The sequence below is a fragment of the Streptomyces sp. NPDC054975 genome (genome assembly GCF_053609105.1).
The window spans coordinates 78,402-96,911 of sequence record NZ_JBSGWV010000011.1 but is presented as its reverse complement, the minus strand read 5'-3'; the positions used below and the strand labels follow the sequence as shown (position 1 = coordinate 96,911).

General features: G+C 72.0%; 18 protein-coding genes. 7 read left to right on the top strand and 11 right to left on the bottom strand.

All coding sequences use genetic code 11. From position 1 onward, the window contains the following. Nucleotides 1-210: 210 nt before the first annotated feature. Nucleotides 211-1,062: an EamA family transporter gene (locus ACWF79_RS14190; RefSeq protein WP_453728368.1), complete on the top strand. Its 852-nt coding sequence runs from the start codon at nt 211-213 to the stop codon at nt 1,060-1,062. A gap of 187 nt (nt 1,063-1,249) precedes the next feature. Here ACWF79_RS14190 and ACWF79_RS14185 read toward each other — a convergent pair whose 3' ends face one another. Further along, nucleotides 1,250-1,825, bottom strand: coding sequence for a GNAT family N-acetyltransferase (locus ACWF79_RS14185; protein WP_453728367.1), 576 nt, complete (start codon nt 1,823-1,825; stop codon nt 1,250-1,252). 97 nt (nt 1,826-1,922) lie between these two features. Here ACWF79_RS14185 and ACWF79_RS14180 point away from each other — a divergent pair, with 97 nt between their 5' ends. Continuing rightward, a complete protein-coding gene (locus ACWF79_RS14180; RefSeq protein ID WP_453728366.1) occupies nt 1,923-2,690 on the top strand; it encodes a MerR family transcriptional regulator in 768 nt (255 codons plus the stop codon). A gap of 58 nt (nt 2,691-2,748) precedes the next feature. Here ACWF79_RS14180 and ACWF79_RS14175 read toward each other — a convergent pair whose 3' ends face one another. Continuing rightward, on the bottom strand, nt 2,749-3,522 hold the full coding sequence (locus tag ACWF79_RS14175) for an SDR family NAD(P)-dependent oxidoreductase (RefSeq protein ID WP_453728365.1): 774 nt from the start codon (nt 3,520-3,522) through the stop codon (nt 2,749-2,751). A 225-nt stretch (nt 3,523-3,747) separates the two neighbouring features. On the opposite strand from ACWF79_RS14175, the gene ACWF79_RS14170 reads away from it, so the two are divergent. Beyond that, nucleotides 3,748-4,485: a dienelactone hydrolase family protein gene (locus ACWF79_RS14170; RefSeq protein WP_453728364.1), complete on the top strand. Its 738-nt coding sequence runs from the start codon at nt 3,748-3,750 to the stop codon at nt 4,483-4,485. Nucleotides 4,486-4,584: 99 nt separating this feature from the next. Here ACWF79_RS14170 and ACWF79_RS14165 read toward each other — a convergent pair whose 3' ends face one another. Then, nucleotides 4,585-5,100, bottom strand: a complete 516-nt coding sequence (locus ACWF79_RS14165; protein ID WP_453728363.1) for a DinB family protein — start codon at nt 5,098-5,100, stop codon at nt 4,585-4,587. 187 nt (nt 5,101-5,287) lie between these two features. Between ACWF79_RS14165 and ACWF79_RS14160 the strand changes: the two genes are divergently transcribed. Continuing rightward, nucleotides 5,288-5,806, top strand: coding sequence for a cupin domain-containing protein (locus ACWF79_RS14160; RefSeq protein ID WP_453728362.1), 519 nt, complete (start codon nt 5,288-5,290; stop codon nt 5,804-5,806). A 15-nt stretch (nt 5,807-5,821) separates the two neighbouring features. On the opposite strand, the gene ACWF79_RS14155 is transcribed toward ACWF79_RS14160, so the two are convergent. The 4 genes from ACWF79_RS14155 to ACWF79_RS14140 form a co-directional block, all read right to left on the bottom strand. After that, complete coding sequence (locus ACWF79_RS14155; RefSeq protein ID WP_453728361.1) at nt 5,822-6,997, bottom strand: serine hydrolase domain-containing protein; 1,176 nt, start codon at nt 6,995-6,997, stop codon at nt 5,822-5,824. Nucleotides 6,998-7,076: 79 nt separating this feature from the next. Next, nucleotides 7,077-7,823, bottom strand: coding sequence for an energy-coupling factor ABC transporter ATP-binding protein (locus ACWF79_RS14150; protein ID WP_453728360.1), 747 nt, complete (start codon nt 7,821-7,823; stop codon nt 7,077-7,079). Beyond that, nucleotides 7,820-8,584 carry a cobalt ECF transporter T component CbiQ gene (cbiQ, locus tag ACWF79_RS14145; protein WP_453728359.1) on the bottom strand — a complete coding sequence of 255 codons (765 nt, stop codon included), beginning with the start codon at nt 8,582-8,584 and terminating at the stop codon, nt 7,820-7,822. Before cbiQ ends, ACWF79_RS14150 begins: the two co-directional genes overlap by 4 nt. Nucleotide 8,585: 1 nt before the next feature. Continuing rightward, entirely contained in the window at nt 8,586-9,638 is a 1,053-nt protein-coding gene (locus ACWF79_RS14140; protein WP_453728358.1) for an energy-coupling factor ABC transporter permease, read from the bottom strand. Nucleotides 9,639-9,771: 133 nt separating this feature from the next. On the opposite strand from ACWF79_RS14140, the gene ACWF79_RS14135 reads away from it, so the two are divergent. Together ACWF79_RS14135 and ACWF79_RS14130 are read left to right on the top strand one after the other, a co-directional pair. Beyond that, entirely contained in the window at nt 9,772-10,131 is a 360-nt protein-coding gene (locus tag ACWF79_RS14135; protein WP_453728357.1) for an SsgA family sporulation/cell division regulator, read from the top strand. A 41-nt stretch (nt 10,132-10,172) separates the two neighbouring features. Next, nucleotides 10,173-11,111 (top strand): endonuclease/exonuclease/phosphatase family protein, encoded by a 939-nt coding sequence (locus ACWF79_RS14130; RefSeq protein ID WP_453728356.1) that lies wholly within the window; start codon nt 10,173-10,175, stop codon nt 11,109-11,111. 165 nt (nt 11,112-11,276) lie between these two features. Here the strand turns inward: ACWF79_RS14130 and ACWF79_RS14125 are convergent, their stop codons facing one another. Both ACWF79_RS14125 and ACWF79_RS14120 read right to left on the bottom strand, forming a co-directional pair. Then, nucleotides 11,277-13,442 carry an MMPL family transporter gene (locus ACWF79_RS14125; RefSeq protein ID WP_453728355.1) on the bottom strand — a complete coding sequence of 722 codons (2,166 nt, stop codon included), beginning with the start codon at nt 13,440-13,442 and terminating at the stop codon, nt 11,277-11,279. Nucleotides 13,443-13,541: 99 nt separating this feature from the next. Beyond that, nucleotides 13,542-14,114 carry a TetR/AcrR family transcriptional regulator gene (locus ACWF79_RS14120; RefSeq protein WP_453728354.1) on the bottom strand — a complete coding sequence of 191 codons (573 nt, stop codon included), beginning with the start codon at nt 14,112-14,114 and terminating at the stop codon, nt 13,542-13,544. Nucleotides 14,115-14,330: 216 nt separating this feature from the next. Between ACWF79_RS14120 and ACWF79_RS14115 the strand changes: the two genes are divergently transcribed. After that, the gene (locus ACWF79_RS14115) at nt 14,331-17,624 is read left to right on the top strand and encodes a S41 family peptidase (protein ID WP_453728353.1); all 3,294 of its coding nucleotides are present in this window, start codon (nt 14,331-14,333) and stop codon (nt 17,622-17,624) included. On the opposite strand, the gene ACWF79_RS14110 is transcribed toward ACWF79_RS14115, so the two are convergent. Both ACWF79_RS14110 and ACWF79_RS14105 read right to left on the bottom strand, forming a co-directional pair. Further along, nucleotides 17,570-18,112 (bottom strand): GNAT family N-acetyltransferase, encoded by a 543-nt coding sequence (locus ACWF79_RS14110; protein WP_453728352.1) that lies wholly within the window; start codon nt 18,110-18,112, stop codon nt 17,570-17,572. The genes ACWF79_RS14115 and ACWF79_RS14110 overlap by 55 nt on opposite strands. A gap of 142 nt (nt 18,113-18,254) precedes the next feature. Further along, nucleotides 18,255-18,443 (bottom strand): hypothetical protein, encoded by a 189-nt coding sequence (locus tag ACWF79_RS14105; protein WP_453728351.1) that lies wholly within the window; start codon nt 18,441-18,443, stop codon nt 18,255-18,257. Between the last annotated feature and the right edge of the window lie 67 nt (nt 18,444-18,510).

Sequence of the window (18,510 nt, the reverse complement as noted above, 5' to 3'; positions counted from 1 at the left end):
TGCTCCGGGCGGCGGAACGTGCTCCAGGCGCGGTGAGCGTTCTCCCTGCGGGGTGAGCGTGCTCGGGCGGCGGGAGCGGCCGCGTTCGGGTCGCCGGGCGAACGCAGTCGCGTGGCCCGTACACCGAACGCTAGCGTGGGGGCCCATGAACTCTCCGGAACCCCTCGCGCACGCGGGCGGCGCGCTGGTGGACGTACGCGAGCGGACCGCGTGACCCCGCTGGTCGTCGCGGCGGTCCTGCTGGCCGCCGTGACACACGCCGCCTGGAACGCGATGGCCCACACCATCCGCGACCAGCTGCTCTCCTTCACCCTCATATCCGGCGGCGGCGCGCTGATCGGTGGCGTCGCCGCCGTCTTCGTACCGCTGCCGGCGGCCGGGGCGTGGCCGTACCTGATCGCCTCCGCCGTGGTGCATGTGGCGTACATGGTGCTGCTGATGCGGTCGTTCACGCTGGGCGACTTCGGCCAGATGTACCCGATCGCCCGCGGTACGGCCCCGCTGGCGGTGACCCTCCTCGCGGCGGTCTTCGTCGACGAGATCCCCAGCGGCCGACAGCTCATGGGGGTGGCGGTCGCCTGCGCGGGCCTGACCGGCCTGGCCCTGTGGGGCATCCGGGGCTCCGGCCGGCGCCCGAACTGGGCGGCCCTGCTCGCGGCCGGGGCCACGGGCCTGGCGATCGCGGGCTACACCGTCGTCGACGGCGTCGGCGTGCGGGCCTCCGGCACCCCGCTCGGCTACATCGCGTGGCTGATGCTTCTGGAGGGGCTGGCCCTTCCGGCGTACGCGCTGTGGACCCGGCGCGGCGCCCTGCTCCCCCAACTCCGCCCGCACGCCGCGCGGGGGCTGTGCGGGGCGGCGCTGTCGGTCTGCGCGTACGGGCTCGTCCTGTGGGCCCAGACGCGGGCGCCGCTGGCCCCGATCGCGGCCCTGCGGGAATCGTCGATCATCGTGGGGGCGGCGATCGGCGCGGTCTTCTTCAAGGAGCGGTTCGGGGGGCCGAGGATGGCGGCGGCGGGGCTGATGGTCGTCGGCATCGGCCTGATGCTGACGACGGCGTGACGCCTCCGTCGCCCGGCCTACGGCGACGGTCGAGCACGCGACCGACGGCGACGTTCGAGCACGCGGCCAGGAGGGCTCGTCGAAAACGCGGTCAGGAGCGGGGGCCGAACCCCGGTCAGGAGCCGGGGGGCCGAGCCCCGGTCAGGGGGGCCGAGCCCCGGTCAGGAGCCGGGGGGCCGAGCCCCGGTCAGGAGCGCAGGTCGAGCCGCATCAGGACGCGGGGGTGGCCGGCGAGGACCGAGGTGGTGTCGGCGGCGTGGACGAACCCGGCCCGTTCGAAGTTCTTGCGCAGACCGGCGTACGCCATGGTCAGGTCGACCTTCGCGTCCCCGTTGTCCAGGGGGTACGCCTCGACGGCCGGCGCTCCGTGGGCGCGGGCGAACTCGACGGCGCCGGTGATCAGGGCGTGCGAGATCCCCTGCTTCCGGTGACCGGGGCGGACGCGGACGCACCACAGCGACCAGACGGGCAGGTCGTCGACGTACGGGATCTTCCGGCTGCGCGCGAAGGAGGTGTCCGCGCGGGGCGCGACGGCGGCCCAGCCGGCCGGCTCGTCGCCGTCGTAGGCGATGACGCCGGGCGGGAGCGGGCCCCGGCACAGCTCGGCGACGTACGCGCCGCGCTCCGGCCCGCGCAGCTCGTTGTTGAGCTTGGACGGGACGCGGTAGCTCAGGCACCAGCAGACATTGGCGTCCGGTGACTTCGGGCCGAGCACGGCACGGACGTCCTCGAAGTCGGAGGCCGGACGCACGTCGATGGTCATGTCTCCACGATGGCACGACTTGCGCTTGCCGTGGCGTCAACTCCTACGGTCGTGTGCGGGCCGGAGAGACCGGCCCGGCGATGGAAGGAAGCCGGTCATGGCCTGGTCGATCGCGGAGGTGGCCCGGATGTCCGGGGTGACGTCCCGGACGCTGCGGCACTACGACGAGATCGGTCTGCTGCCGCCCGCGTTCATCGGGAGCAACGGGCACCGCTACTACGAGGAGGCGGACCTGCTGCGGCTGCAGCAGATCCTGCTGATGCGGGAGCTGGACCTCGGGCTACGGGAGGTACGGGCGGTCCTGGACAGCCAGGCCGACCGGGTGACCGTGCTGCGCGAGCACCACGAGCGGCTGCTGCGCGAGCGGAACCGGCTGGACACGCTGGCCGGCACGGTCGGCCGAACCATCGCCGAACTGGAGGAACACAAGGAGAACGAGAACACGATGACGACGATCAACAGGCCGGAGAACCTCTTCACGGGCTTCGCGCCCTCGGCGGACGACGACGCCGAGGTGCGCGAGCGGTGGCCGGAGGCGTGGGAGGAGTCCCGGCCGGCCAGGCACGCGGTGACGGCGGAGGACCAGGAGCGCTGGCAGCGGGAGGTGACGGCGCGGATGATCCGCTTCGCGGAGCTGATGGCGTCCGGCGCCCCGCCCACGGACCCGGCGGTCCAGGCCGAGGTGGACGCCCACCACCAGGACGTCAGCCGCTTCTGGACCCCGACGGCGGAGGCGTACAAGGGCCTGGCCCGGACCTACGTCGACGACCCGAGGTTCCGCGCGAACTTCGACCGGATCGCGGAGGGGTTGGCGGAGTACCAGCGCGAAGCGATGACGGCGTACGCGGACGAGCGCCTGAGCTGACGCACGCACCACGGTCGGCGGGAACTGCCGAGGGGCTGCAGACCCTCGGCGGACGGGGTCACCTTCCGAGCACCTCGCCGAAGTGCGTGTTGACGGCCATCAGCCCGCCGTCCACGCGGAGGGTGGTGCCGGTGATCCAGGCGGCGTCGGCGGAGGCGAGGAAGGCGACGGCGGCGGCGACGTCCTCGGGGGTGCCGACCCGGCCGAGCGGGTAGACGCGCTCGGCGAGGGCGGCCAGTTGCTCCTGACGGGTCTCCCACGCGCGCGTGGCGATGGTGCCGGGGTTGACCTGGTTGACACGGACGCCGCGCGGGGCGGCGTCGCCGGCGAGGGTACGCGTGAAGGAGGCGAGGGCGGCCTTGGCGGCGCTGTAGGCGGGGCCCCCGAAGGACGCCTCGGCGTTGACCGACCCGACGTTGACGACGGCCCCACGCCCCCCGGCCGCCGCGAGCAGCGGCAATGCGGCGCGCGAGCAGCGGACGGCCCCCATCAGGGTCACGTCGAGTTGCTTGCGCCAGCCGTCCTCGGGGTCGTCCTGGAAGACGGAGGTGTCCCGCAGATCGGAGGCGAAGGCGTTGTTGACGAGCACGTCGAGCCCTCCGAAGACCTCGCCCGCGTACGCGACGGCGGCGTCGACGGACTCGGTGTCCGCCACGTCGCACCGCACGACCCGGACCGCCTCCACCCCGGCGAAGGCCTCCCGGGCGGCCTCCTCGTCCACATCGGCCACGACCACCCGAGCCCCCTCCCCCACAAGCCGCCGCACCACCCCGGCCCCGATCCCCCGAGCCCCACCGCTGACGAACGCCACATGCCCCTGAAACCTGTCCATCCCCCGATCACAACACCCGGTCCCCGGACCGCACCAGACACACGCCGACCCGGCCGGCTTCACCACCCGTCTCGCGTCCGGGACTTCGTGATACGTTTCCGGCGCCGTGCGCCCGCAGCGACATCGAGGAGGTGAGACCGATCAACGTTTCGACAGGTCGGGCCTCCCTCCCTCGCATGGCCGGGGGAGTGCCCGCGTAAGGCATCCCGAAAGGCTAGGAACGCTATGCGCTTCCTTTCTGAGACGTCGGCAGACGGCGTCCGTGAACAGCTCTTCACTCTTGGCGAGATCCCCGGCGTGCTGTGGACGCCCGACGGGGGCGTCGGCGCGCGTCCGCTCGTGCTCATGGGGCACGGCGGTGGGCAGCACAAGCGGGCACCGGGGGTTTCGGTGCGGGCGCGGCGGTTCGTCGTGGAGTGTGGGTTCGCCGTGGTGGCGGTCGATGTGCCCGGCCATGGGGACCGGGCGAAGGTCGAGGAGTACGACCGGATCGTGAACGAGAACCTGGCGCGGGTGGAGGCGGGCGAGGAATTGGCTCCGCTGATGGCCGAGTTCCAGGCGCTCGTCGCCCGGCAGACCGTGCCCGAGTGGCGGGGCGTCCTCGACGCCGTCCAGGGCCTCGACGACGTCGGCATCCGCGACGTGGGGTACTGGGGGGTCTCCCTGGGGTGTGGGCTCGGCGTGCCGTTCGTCGCTGCCGAGCCCCGGGTTCGGGCCGCTGTTCTGGGGCTCGGAGGGGCGGCGGCACCGGACGCGGCCGAAGTCGCCTCGCGCGTCACCGTTCCCGTCGAGTTCCTCGTGCAGTGGGACGACGAACGCGTGCCTCGGGAGCAGAGCTTGGCCCTGTTCGACGCCCTGGGGTCACGTGAGAAGACGCTGCATGCCAACCCCGGGCCGCACGGGGAGATCCCGGGCCACGAGATCGACAGCGCCGTGAGGTTCTTCGGTCGGCATCTTCGGTAGGGCGTAGGCCTGTTGGTGGGCGCGCCGATCCGGTTTCCGTTCGGCGCGCCCCCGCGCGGTGCGCCGATCCGGTTTCCGTTCGGCGCGCCCCCGCGCGGACTACCTGCCCGTCTGGCCGTCCAGGAGTTCGCGGATGATGTCCAAGTGGCCGTTGTGGCGGGAGGTTTCCTCGATGAGGTGGAGGATCACCCAGCGGAGGTCCACGTGGCGGCCGTCCCTGATGGGGCGCTTGGCCGTGGCGTTCAGGTCGAGGTCGGCGAGCAGGGAGCGGTAACCGGCGCTCTGGGCCTCGTACTCGGCGAGCAGCTGGGGCAGCGGGATGTCGACCGCCGTCCGCATCTCCGGGTCCGGGTCCTCGTCGGTCGCCTCGGTGAGCGGTCCTGTCTGCTCCTCGCCCAGGAACACCACCTGGATCCAGTAGTTCTCGACCCACCGCAGGTGGCTGATCAGCCCGGACAGGGTCATCAGCGGCGAGCCGGGGAGCGGGGCCTTGCGGGCGTCCTCCGCCGACACGCCCTCACACTTGGCGCGCGCCGCGTCACGGGCGTATTCGAGGAAGGTGGTCAGCTGCGTGCGCTCGTCCCAGGAGGGAGGCGTATCGGTTCGTCGAGTCATCGCCGGGAAGTCTGACGGAGCCTCCGAGGGCGTGTCGAACGCATTTCCCGGGGCCGGGCGACCTAGGGCCGAGGTACGAGGACCGGCGTACGAGGGCTTGCGCTTCCAAGACCGTTCGGAAGGCCGATGTGGCCCTGGGCGCGGGCAGGACACGATGCCGGTGGACATCCCGTCGAAGGAGGGCATCATGTCGTACCCGGAAGACCTCGCCTACCCCGAGCCGCGCTACGACGGCGACAGGGGCGAGGTGAACGGTACCTTCCGCCCCGCGGCGACGCCGGCGGACATCTCCTCCCCCGGCGGCTCCACCCACTACCTCGCCACCCACGCGTCGACCGGCGGCGAGTTCGGCTTCTACAAGGTCGACCTGGTCGCGCGGGCCGCCGGAGCCAAGCCGCACTTCCACAAGGCCATGTCGGAGTCCTTCTACATCCTCTCCGGCGAACTGGAGCTCTACGACGGCGAGAAGTGGGTCACGGGCCGCGAGGGCGACTTCCTCCACGTGCCGGTCGGCGGACTGCACGCCTTCAAGAACGTGACCGACGAGCCCATGTCGATGCTCATGCTCTTCTCACCCGGCGCCCCGCGCGAGGAGTACTTCGAGCAGGTCGCCGAAGTCGCCCGGCGCGGCCCCGAGGAGCTGAAGAAGTTCCGTGTCCGGCACGACAGTTACTTCGTGGAGGACTTCGAGGGCGGGGAGGGTTGAGACGCCCCCCGGGCGTTACGCGCTCTGGCCCACGCTCGATCTGACCGCCCTCACCAGCGCCTGTGCCCTCGGGTCCGCCGTCACCGTCTTGCGCATGCCGTTCGTGACGTAGCCGAAGGCGATCGACGACTCCGGGTCCGCGAAGCCCAGCGAGCCGCCGCGGCCCGGGTGGCCGAAGGACGTCGGGCCGAGGAGCGGGGAGGCCGGGCCGTGGAGCATGTGTCCCAGGCCGAAGCGGGTGCCGACCATCAGGACGCGGTCGGGGCCCGCGGACTCCTCGGTCCGGGCGAGGGTGAGGGTCGCCGGGGCGAAGAGGCGGCGGCCGCCGTCGACCGGGCCGAGGGTCGAGGCGTAGAAGCGGGCCAGCGCGCGGGCCGTGGAGACGCCGCCGGAGCCGGGGAGCTCGGCGGCCCGGTAGACCGGGTCGTTCTCGTCCGGCTTCGGGTCGATCACCCCGAAGGCGCGGCGCGTGAGTGACGCCGGGTCCCGGTAGGCCTCGGTGACCGAGCGCTTGGGGCGCAGCTTCAGGGCGCCGCTGCCCGGCGGTTCGAGCTCCTCGACCTGGCCGAGGCGGCCGACGCGATGGGCCTCGTCGGCCGGCAGGCCTATCCACAGGTCCAGGCCCAGCGGGCGGGCGATCTCCTCGGCGACCCAGCGCCCGATCGTGCGGCCGGTGACCCGGTGGACCAGGCCGGAGAGCAGCCAGCTGAAGGTGTGCGCGTGGTAGCCGTGCGCGGTGCCGGGCTCCCAGACCGGCGCCTGCGCGGCGATGGCCGCCTGCGCGATCGCCGGGTCGACCGCCTCCGCGAGCGTCAGGGGGCGGTCCAGGACCGGCACCCCGGCCTGGTGCGCGAGGAGCTGCCGTACGCTCACCCGCTCCTTGCCGGCCGCCTTGAACTCCGGCCAGTACGTGCCGACCGGCGCGTCCAGGTCGAGCTGGCCGCGCTGGTGGAGGAGGAGCGGGACGGCGGCCGCGACGCCCTTGGTGGCCGAGCGGACCACCTGCGCGGTGTCCACGGCCCAGGGGACGTCACCGTCGGTGTCCTTGGTCCCCGCCCACAGGTCGACGACCTTCACGCCCTCGCGGTAGACGGCGACCGCCGCTCCCCGCTCGCCCCGGTGCTCGAAGTTGCGCAGGAACGCGTCCCTGACCGGCTCGAAACCCGCCGCCACCGTGCCCCGGACGTCCACGTCCCCACACTCCCTCCAGCTCGCCTGCCCCCATGGTGCAACGTCACCCCCCGGCCCCCGATTCCGGGGTCGGCAACGCTCAGGTGACCGGGCGGGGCACGAAGCCGTACGGCAGTTCCAGCCGGTTCCTCGCCATCAGCTCCTCGTCGGCGAGGACGTCGGCCGTGGGCCCGTCGCCCGCGATGACGCCCTCGCTGAGGATCACCGAGCGCGGGCAGAGTTCCAGGGCGTACGGCAGGTCGTGGGTGACCATGAGGACGGTGACGTCCAGGGAGCGCAGGACGTCGGCGAGCTCGCGGCGCGAGGCGGGGTCCAGGTTGGAGGAGGGTTCGTCCAGGACGAGGATCTCCGGCTCCATCGCGAGGACGGTCGCGACCGCCACGCGCCGCCGCTGCCCGAACGACAGGTGGTGCGGCGGCCGGTCCGCGTACTCCGCCATGCCGACCCGTTCGAGCGCCTTCGCCACCACGGCCTCCAGCTCCGGCCCGCGCAGGCCGGCCGCCGCCGGGCCGAAGGCGACGTCCTCGCGGACGGTCGGCATGAACAGCTGGTCGTCCGGGTCCTGGAAGACGATCCCGACCCTGCGCCGGATCTCGGCCAGGTTCCGCTTCTCGACGGGCAGCCCGGCGACGGTGACCGTGCCCGCGCCGCCGGTGAGGATGCCGTTGAGGTGCAGGACGAGGGTGGTCTTGCCCGCGCCGTTGGGGCCGAGGAGCGCGACCCGCTCGCCGCGTCCGACGGTCAGGTCGACGCCGAAGAGGGCCTGGCGGCCGTCGGGGTACGCGTACGCCAGGCCGCGCACGTCGAGCGAGGGGGCGGTGGTCATCGGAGCGTCCATCCCAACAAGCAGATCACGAGTGCGGCGGCGGGCAGGGCGGCGGCCCTCGTCCACTGGGCCCGGGTGGCCGTCACCTCGTCGATGACCGGCATGGAGCCCGTGTACCCCCGGCTGACCATCGCGAGATGGACGCGCTCGCCGCGCTCGTACGAGCGGATGAAGAGCGCGCCCGCCGACTTGGCGAGGACGCCCCACTGGCGGACGCCCTTGGCCTCGAAGCCGCGCGAGCGGCGGGCGATGGACATCCGGCGCATCTCGTCCGTGATCACGTCGCCGTACCGGATCATGAAGGAGGCGATCTGGACGAGCAGCGGCGGGAGTCTCAGGCGCTGGAGGCCGAGGAGCAGCTCACGCAGTTCGGTGGTGGAGGCGAGGAGCACGGAGGCGGCGACGCCGAGGGTGCCCTTGGCGAGGACGTTCCAGGCGCCCCACAGGCCGGGGACCGAGACGGAGACCCCGAGGATCTCCGTCTGCTCGCCCGGGACCACGAAGGGCATCAGGAACGCGAAGGCCACGAACGGGACCTCGATCAGCAGCCGCCGCAGCAGGAACCCGGCCGGGATCCGGGCGCTCGCCGCGACGGCTCCCAGCAGGACGGCGTGGAGACCGAAGGCCCAGACCGCCTCGCGGGGCGTGGAGACCACGACCACCACGAAGGCGAGGACGGCGGCGAGCTTGGTGTGCGGGGGCAGCGCGTGGACCGGCGAGTTCCCTCGCCGGTAGAGCTTGTGCGCGTGCCCCGCACCCATGTCAGACCTGCGCCCCGGAGGACTCTCGCGCCCCGGAAGCGGCCTGCTTGCGTCGGCGTACGGCCCAGAAGGTGCCCGTGCCGACGGCGAGGGTGACGCCGACGCCGATCACGCCGGCGAGGCCGCCGGAGAGCCGGGCCGCCTCGATGCCCTTGACGCCGTAGTCGGCGAGCGGCGAGTCGGCGGCCGCGTGCTCCTCGACGTTCTTGTCGAAGCCCTTGTCGGCGGCGACCTTCTCCAGGCCGTCGGGGTTGGCGGAGGCGTAGAAGGAGACGAAGCCGGCGAGGACGAGGGCGGCGACCAGGCCGCCGATCCACACCTTCTTCGGGGAGCGGGGCGTCTCACCGGCGGGCTCGGCCGCGGTGGCGTCGACCAGTTCGCCGTTCACGCGCAGCTTGAGCGGGGCGCTGAGGCCACGGGCGCCGTACACCAGGTCGGGGCGGACGGCGACGACCGCGCCGACGGTCAGCATGGTGATGGCGGCCTCGCCGATGCCGATGAGGGTGTGCACGCCGACCATCGCGGTGAGCACCTTGCCGAGCGGTACCTCGGTCGTGCCGCCGATCGCGTACACGGCGGTGAAGGCGGCGGCCGACGCCGGGACGGAGACCAGCGCGGCGACGAAGGTGGCCACGGTCACCGAGCGGCGCGTCCGGGGCAGGACGAGGACGAGGCCGCGGAAGAGCGCGTACGCGACGACGACCGTGACCACGCCCATGACGGTGATGTTCACGCCGAGCGCGGTGAGACCGCCGTCCGCGAAGAGGATGCCCTGCATCAGCAGGACGACCGCGATGCAGAGCACGCCGGTGTACGGCCCGACGAGGATCGCGGCCAGCGCGCCGCCGAGCAGATGGCCGCTGGTGCCGGCGGCGACGGGGAAGTTCAGCATCTGCACGGCGAAGATGAACGCCGCGACCAGCCCGGCGAGCGGCGCGGCCCGCTCGTCCAACTCCCTGCGCGCTCCGCGCAGGCTGACGGCGACGGCGCCGGCGGCGGCGACTCCGGCGGCGATCGATACGGGGGCGTTGATGAATCCGTCAGGTACATGCACGTCCCGAATGATGAGTGCTCCTGCAAAACACTTGCAAGAGCGCACAGATCACAGAAAGGCAGCGCTCACTCCGCACGCGCCCCAAAATATGGGACATTAGGGGATAAATAAGACGAGTGTGAGGAGTGGCTCGATGTCCCCCACCGCGGACGACCATGAAGTCGAGGATCACGCCACAGGCCGGATCATCAGCGACGCACCCCTCTCCCGCCCCGTCCCGGTCGCCCTCCGCTACGACCCCGACTCCTCCCCCGCCACCGTGCGCTTCGCCTTCCCCGGCAACATCGAGTGGTCCTTCCCGCGCGCCCTCCTCGAATCGGGCCTGCGCGCCCCGGCCCGGCGCGGCGACATCCACGTCTGGCCCTGCGGACGGGTGCAGACGGTCGTCGAGTTCCACACGGCCGAGGGGGTCGCGGTCGTCCAGTTCGACACGACCGCCCTGCTGCGCTTCCTCAAACACACGTACGCGGTCACCCCGTCCATGACCCCCTAGAGTTCCCCTCAAGATCACGATGGAACATCTGGGGGAACAACGTGAAGAAGAGAGTGTGGGGCGTGCTGGGCGCCGCCCTTCTGGCCCTGTCCGGCGCCCCGGCGCAGGCCGCACCGGCCCCGGCGGCCTCGATGGCCACCCCGCCGCCCGGGACCAACCTCCAGGTCATGAACTGGAACATGTGCGGCGTCAAGCGGTGGGGGTGCGAGGGCACCGGCACCGCGGCGCAGAAGAACGGCCTGGTCAAGCAGTACGTACAGAGCCACTACGTGCAGGCCGTGCTGCTCCAGGAGATCTGCGCGAGCGGCCTCGACCAGCTGATGGCCGACCTCGGCCCGGGCTGGAGCAAGAACTTCGTCCCGTACGCCTGGTCGCAGAACGGCGTACGGACGGCCAGCGTCTGCTCGACGGAGGCCGGCGCCGACCCGAAGGACCTCGCCGGCACGGCGATCGTCATCAAGGCCGGCCTGGCCGACGCCAAGGAGTACCCGAGGACCCAGCCCGTGACCGGGCTCAACCCGCCACTCCAGTGCGCCACGGCGACGTACTTCGGCGTCCGGCTGTGCAACGCGCATGTGGTGACGAAGCCCAACCCGTACGACGCGGCCCTGGACCTCCGGGACGAACAGCTCGCCGAGCTCAAGCAGGTCGTCTCCCAGAACCCGAAGGTCGTGTTCGGGGGCGACTTCAACACCCAGCCGCCGGACACTCCGGGCCTCACCCGGACGGAGATCGACAAGTGGCCGACCGACCTCTACTCCAAGGGTGAGGGCACCCCCGGCTACCAGGAGTGCGACCAGCAGGGCTCCGCGCGTACGGGACGCGTCACGACCGACGGCGGCTGGAAGCTCGACTACCTCTTCAGCAGCGAGGCACGTCGGTGGTGCCTGGTGGCCGACGCCAAGCAGAGCGACGGCGCCAACCTCTCCGACCACCACGTGGTCATCGAGAGCGTGATGATCACCCCGCCGGCGGGCTGAGGAACATACCCGGACGCAGCTGCGCCGCCACCGTGTCGCATACGACACGATGGCGGCGCAGGCCGCGTCGGCTCCCCGTCCCCACGGGCTCCGGCGCGATCCGGGGCGTACTCCTCCGCTCAAGGAGCCGCCCCGGGGTTCATGAGGCGCAGACCTTCGTCAGGCTCAGACCTTCACCAGTTCGCGGTCCTGGCCCTGTGGCCCGTCCGCGTCCTTCCCGGCAACCAGGCCCTCGCCCTCGACGTCCACGTTCGGCAGCGCCCTGTCCAGCCACTTCGGCAGCCACCACGCCTTGTGGCCGAGCAGTGCGAGCACCGCCGGGACGATCGCCATGCGGACCACGAAGGCGTCGAAGAGGACGGCGACGGCGAGACCGAAGCCGATCATCTTGATCATCTGGTCGGTCATGCCGATGAAGCCGGAGAAGACGGCGATCATGATCACGGCGGCGGCGGTGACCACCCTGGCGCTGTGCCGGAAGCCGGTCACGATCGCCTCGCCGGGCCGCTCCCCGTGGACGTACGCCTCGCGCATCCGGGTGACGAGGAAGACCTCGTAGTCCATCGCGAGACCGAAGACGACACCCACCATGAAGATCGGCATCATCGACATGATCGGGCCGGTCTGCTCGACCCCGAACAGCGAGCCGAGCCAGCCCCACTGGAAGACCGCGACGACCGCGCCGAGGGCGGCGACCACCGAGAGCAGGAAGCCGAGGGCCGCCTTCAGCGGGACCAGAACGGACCGGAACACGACCATGAGCAGCAGGAAGGCGAGCCCGACGACCAGCGCCAGGTAGGGCACGAGCGCGTCGTTCATCTTCTGCGAGAAGTCGATGTTCATCGCCGTCGCACCGCTGACCAGGACGTTGTCACCGGTCGCGTCCCGGATGTCGTGGACCAGCTCCTCGGTCGCCACCGAGGAGGGGCGGTCCTTCGGGATCACCGTGATCATCGCGGTGTCGCCGGCCTTGTTCGGGGTCGGCGGGGCGACGGCCACGACGCCGTCCAGGCCCTTGATGGTCTCGACGGTGGAGTCGGCCACGGCCTTGTCACCGTCGACGACCACCATCAGGGGGCCGTTGAAGCCGGGGCCGAAGCCGTCCGACAGCAGGTCGTACGCCCGGCGCTCGGTGGCGGAGACGGGCTTGGCGCCGTCGTCCGGCAGGCCCATCTCCAGCGAGGCGGCCGGCAGCGCGATCGCGCCGAGACCGAGGACGCCGACGAGCAGGACCATGACCGGGCGGCGGATGACGAACCGGGCCCAGCGCGTGCCCGCGTTGGGCTTGTCGTCGGCCTTCTTCAGCCCCTTGCGCTCCTTGCGGCCCACGACCTTGGAGCCCGCGAACCCGAGCAGCGCCGGTATCAGGGTCAGCGCGATCAGGACGGCGATCACGACCGTGCCGGCCGCGGCGAAGCCCATCTTCGTCAGCATCGGGATGTTGACGACGGCGAGGCCCACCAGGGCGATGACGACGGTCAGACCGGCGAAGACGACGGCCGAGCCGGCCGTGCCCACCGCGCGGCCCGCGGCCTCCTCGCGCTCCCGGCCCTCGGCGAGCTCCGCGCGGTAGCGGGAGACGATGAAGAGGGCGTAGTCGATGCCGACCGCGAGGCCGATCATCATCGCGAGGGTGGAGGTGGTGGAGCCGAGGTCGAGGACGTTCGCCAGCGCCGTGATCGACGAGACGCCGATGCCGACGCCGATGATCGCGGTCAGCAGCGGGAGGCCGGCGGCGACCAGCGAACCGAAGGTGATGACGAGCACGAAGCCGGCGATGACCACGCCGACGATCTCGCTCGCGCCGGTCTCCGGCATGGTCTGCAGCGCGTCACCGCCGATCTCGACGGTCAGCCCCTGCCCCTGCGCGTCGTGCCCCGTCTTCTCCAGGGCCGCACGGGTCGCGTCCGTCAGCTCCATGCCGGAGACCTTGTAGCTGACCGAGACGTACGCGGTCGAGCCGTCCTTGGAGACCGCCTGCGCGGTGTACGGGTCGGTGACCGAGGCGACCTGGTCCGAGCCGGACTTCAGCTCGCCGACGACGCCTTGGACCTTGGCCTTGTTGGCCGCGTCCGTCATCTTCTGCCCCTCGGGGGCCTTGAAGACGACGCGGGCGGTGGCCCCGTCGGCGTTGCCGCCGGGGAAGCGCTGCTCAAGGAGGTCGAAGGCCTTCTGGGCCTCCGTGCCGGGGATCGAGAAGGAGGAGGAGGTCGCGGCGGGCGCGGTGGCGGCGCCGACTCCGGCGAGCGCGAGGAGCGCCACCCAGAGGAGGGCGACGAGCCGTCGGCGCCGGAAGGCGGAGCGACCCAGCTTGTACAGGAACGTGGCCACGGGGGCGTACTCCCAATTCGTGGTGGGACAGGGCATGGGGAGCCGGCCCGACGGCGTGAGCGGTGCGACGTCAGGTGGTGCGGAGGTGCTGCGGAACGGTCAGACGCCGAGTGAGGGGAGCACGACGGCGTCGACGTAATCACTGAGGAAGGCGTGGTCGACCGGCTGATCCTCGATCAGCGGGCGGGCGACGAACGCTCCGATCAGCATGTGGGGTACGAGCTTCAGAGCCGGGTTCTCGGCCCGGACCTCGCCTCGTGCCACCGCTCGCTCCAGTACCTCGTCGAAGCCGGTCATCTCGGGTGCGATGAGCAGCTCGCGGAGCGCCTGGAGCAGGTCGGGGTTGTTGTGGACGGCATGGACCAGGCCCCGCATCAGCGCGGAGTCCTTCTCCATCTGGCAGTCGTCGGTCTGTTCCAGCATCGCCTGGAAGTCGCCGCGCAGGGTGCCGGTGTCGATCTCGGCGAAACCGACGGGCTTGTTGTGGCGCAGGGCCCTGGCGACCAGTTCCGGCTTGCTCCCCCACTGGCGGTAGAGGGTGGCCTTGCTGGAGTGGGTGCGGGTGGCGACGGCGTCCATGGTGAGGGCGTCGTAGCCGACCTCGCGCAGGAGGTCGAGCACGGCTTCGTACAGCTCGGACTCACGCTCCGGGGTGAGCCTGCTGCGTGCCATGACCGGTTCTCCTTGACGATCCGAGGTGACATCCGAAGCGACGATCCGCGGGGACGATTCGATCGACGATCCGATGGCTGTCCGAACGAAACGGTTTCGTACACCTCGAAGGTACCCGACCTCTCATCGAAACGAAACCGTTTCGTACGTGTCCTGGCCCACACGCGCACACCCGTACGAGTTGCCGCACCCCCTCCGCGCGGAAAGCATGAGGAGGTGAGTGACGACGCCGCGTATCTCCGCTTCCCGCACCTCCACGACGACCTGTTGTGCTTCGCCGCCGAGGACGATCTCTGGCTCGCGCCCCTCGTGCCGGAGGGCGAACGCCCCGGCCGTGCCTGGCGGGTCACCGTCGACCGGACCCGGGTCGGCCACCCCCGCTTCTCGCCCGACGGCCGCCATATCGCGTACACGACCTGGCGCAGCCTCGACCCCGAGATCCATCTCGCGCCGGTCGAGGGCGGCCCGTCGCGGCGCCTCACCTACTGGGGCTCGACCGACACCCGGGTCTGCGGCTGGTCCCCGGACGGCGACATCCTCGCCGTCTCCTCGCACGGCCAGCCCTTCTCCTACTTCTCCTGGGCCTACACCGTCGCCACCGACGGCTCCCCGGGGGGCCGGATGCCCTGGGGCCCGGTCTCCGACATCGCGGTCGCGGACGTCGCGGGCCCGGAGGGGGTGGAGCGCCGCACGCTCCTGCTCACCGGAAAGCCCCCGCACGAGCCGGCGGCCTGGAAGCGGTACCGGGGCGGGGCCACCGGGCGGCTCTGGATGCACGGGACGCAGCTGCTGCCGGACATCGGCGGCCATCTCGACGCGCCGATGTTCGTCGACGGCCGCATCGCGTTCCTCTCCGACCACGAGGGCGTCGGCAACCTCTACTCCTGCCTGCCCGACGGCACCGACCTGCGCCGCCACACCGACCACGACGCCTTCTACGCCCGGCACGCCTCCAGCGACGGCCGGCGGGTGGTCTACCAGTGCGCGGGCGACCTGTGGATCGTCGACGACCTGACCGTCCCCGACTCCGCCCCGCGCAAGCTGGACGTACGCCTCGGGGGGCCGCGAGCCGGACGGCGCCCGTACCAGGTTCCGGCGGCCAACCACGTGGACGCCCTCTCCGTCGACGAGACCGGGCGGGCGAGCGCTGTATCGGTGCGCGGCAGCCTGTACTGGCTCACCCACCGCGACGGCCCGGCCCGCACGATCACGGACACCCCGGGCGTACGGGTCCGGCTGCCCGAGATGCTCGGCAGCGGCGGCCAGGTCGCGTACGTCACGGACGCGGAGGGCGAGGACGCCATCGAGGTCGCGTACCTGCCGCGCGCCAGCGGGGACCGGGAGCCGCGCCGGCTGGCCGTGGGCGAGCTCGGCCGGGTCGAGGAGATGATCGCCGACCCGGACGGCGAGCGGCTCGCGATCGCCTCCCACGACGGGCGACTGCTGCTCATCGACGCGACCGAGGAGTCCAACGGCGAAGTCACCGAGCTGATCCGGTCGATCAACGGGCCGGTCCGCGACCTGGCCTTCTCCCCCGACGGTGGCTGGCTGACCTGGTCGCACCCGGGGATCGGGCGTTCGCTGCGGCAGATCAAGATGGCCCGGATCGCCGGACCGGGCACGCGGACGGTCGTCGACGTCACCAACGGCCGCTTCGAGGACGAGAACCCGGTCTTCACCCGCGACGGCCGCTACCTCGCGTTCCTCTCCTGGCGCGGCTTCGACCCGGTGTACGACGTGCACACCGGCGACCTCTCCTTCCCGCTGGGCTGCCGCCCCTACCTCGTACCGCTCTCCTCCGCGACCCCCTCCCCGTTCGCGCTCCTTCCGGACGGGCGGCCGGCGGCGGGCGGGCTCGACCCGGCGGAGGCCGAGCCCGAGGGCGGGGCAGGCGGCGGCGAGGGCATGACGATCGTGGAGGTGGAGGGGCTCGCGGACCGCGTCACCCCGTTCCCGGTGGCCGCCTCCAAGTACTCGGCGCTGCACCCGGTCAGCGGCGGCGGGCTCGTCTGGCTGCGCTGGCCGATCTCCGGGGCGCTCGGCGAGACCTTCGCCAACCCGGCGGACATGACGGGGCGGCCGACCCTGGAGTACTTCAACATCACCAAGGCCCGCAAGACGGAACTGGTGGAGCACCTGGACTGGTTCGCGGTCAGCGGTGACGGGTCACGGCTCGTCGTCGTGGACGAGGGCGAGCTGCGGGCGGTGCCGTCGACGGAGTCCGGGGACGGCGACTCGACCGTCTACATCGACCTGCGGCGGATCCTGCACGAGGTCGACCCGGAGGCGGAGTGGCGGGGCGCCTACGAGGAGGCGGGCCGGATCGTCCGCTCCTACTTCTGGGACCCGAACATGTGCGGCGTGGACTGGCCGGGCGTCCTCGACCAGTACCGCCCGCTCGTCGAACGGGTCGCGACCCCCGACGACTTCGCCGATCTGCTGCGCGAGGTCATGGGCGAGCTGGGCACCTCGCACGCGTACGTGACGCCCGCCCGGCGCAACGAGGGGCCGCCGCACTACCAGCGGGCGATGGGCCTGCTGGGCGCCAACTTCGTCCCCCGGGACGGCGGGTGGATGGTCAAGCGGATCCTGCCCGGCGACTCCTCGGACTCCAAGGCGCGTTCACCGCTCGCGGGCACCGGCATCCGGGAGGGCGCGGTCCTCACCCATGTCGACGGCCGGCCGGTGGACCCGGTGACCGGCCCGTATCCGCTGCTGGCCGCCTCGGGCGGCACGACGGTCGAGCTGACCTTCCAGCCGGCGGAGGGCGAGGGCCGTGCGCGCCGGGTCGCGATCGTGCCGCTCATCGACGAGCGGCCGCTGCGCTACCAGGACTGGGTGGCCAAGCGGCGTGCGGTGGTACGGGAGGTCAGTGGCGGCAAGTGCGGGTATCTGCACATCCCCGACATGGGCGGCTCGGGCTGGGCGCAGTTCAACCGCGACCTGCGGATGGAGGTCTCCCGGCCGGCCCTGATCGTGGACGTGCGCGGCAACGCGGGCGGCCACATCAGTGAGCTGGTGGTGGAGAAGCTGACCCGCAAGATCCTGGGCTGGGACCTGACGAGGAACGCGCAGCCGGTCTCGTACGCCTCGAACGCCCCACGGGGCCCGGTGGTCGCCCTCGCCGACGAGGCCACGTCCTCGGACGGCGACATGATCACCGCCGCGTTCAAACTCCTGGGCCTCGGCCCGGTGGTCGGCCAGCGGACGTGGGGCGGTGTGGTCGGCATGACCGGCCGCCACCGGCTGGGCGACGGCACGCAGATCACGGTGCCGATGAACGCGGCCTGGTTCCCGGAGTTCGGCTGGTCGGTCGAGAACCAGGGCGTGGACCCGGACCTGGCGATCCTGCGCACCCCGCTGGACTGGGCCGAGGGCCGCCACGCCCAGCTGGACGACGCGGTCGCCGTGGCGCTCTCCCTCCTGGAGGAGACCCCGGCGGCGACGCCACCGGGCTACGCGGACATCCCGGACCGCTCCCGTCCGAAGTTGCCGCCGAGGTCGGGGTGACGGACCGCCGCGAGATCGAGTTCGTAGGCGACGCCCGGCTGTCCGTCGAGGGTCACGCTCCCGACGGCTCCGAAGCCGAGGCGGTCGAGGACGATCCGTGAGGCGGTGTTGTCCACGGTGGTGACGGCGGTCAGCCGGCTCAGCCCGTACTCCTCGACGGCGAGCCGGCACACCTCGCGCACCCCGCCGGAGGCCACTCCGCGCCCAGCGGCCTTCTCGGCGACCCGGTAGCCGAGTTCGGCGCCCCCGTCGGCCACGTCGACGAGGTTGAACCGCCCGAGGATCTCGCCGCCGTCCCCCACGAGCACGTGCATCCGTACGGCCCCGGTCGCCTGCTCGTCCAGCAGCGCCTGGTGCCGCCCGGTGAACTCCTCGAAGTACGCGTCCCCCCGATCGAGTACGTGGGCGGCGAAGTACGCCCGGTTCTCCCGCTCGAACGAGAGGAGCGCGGGCGCGTGGTCGGCACGGAGCAGCTGCAGTTCGGGCATGATCCGCACGGTACGCGGACGGCGGGCGTCTGGCTCGTGATTTCGGCCACCTTGACGATCCACCCGGACGGCGGACAGGCGGAAGGCGTACGCACGGAAGGCGCACCCGGCGTCCCGGGTGCGCCTTCTCATAGGACAGACGTCAGGCGTCGTAGTCCCGGTCGAGACGTTCCTGGGCCTCCTGCTGGGCCCGGCGCTGCTCCTCCTCGGAGGGGCGGCCCTTGGCCCGGGAGGCGCGCTCGGACGCTTCGTCCCGCGCGTTGCCCGCGCGCTGCTTCGCCTGCTCGGCGGCCTGCTTCGCCTTGTCCTTGAACTGGTCTTGCATGCCCATGAAGGTTCACTCCTAGACGGGTGTGAGGGGAACGGGGCGGCTCGCCCCGTGGGCCTCGACCAGCGTG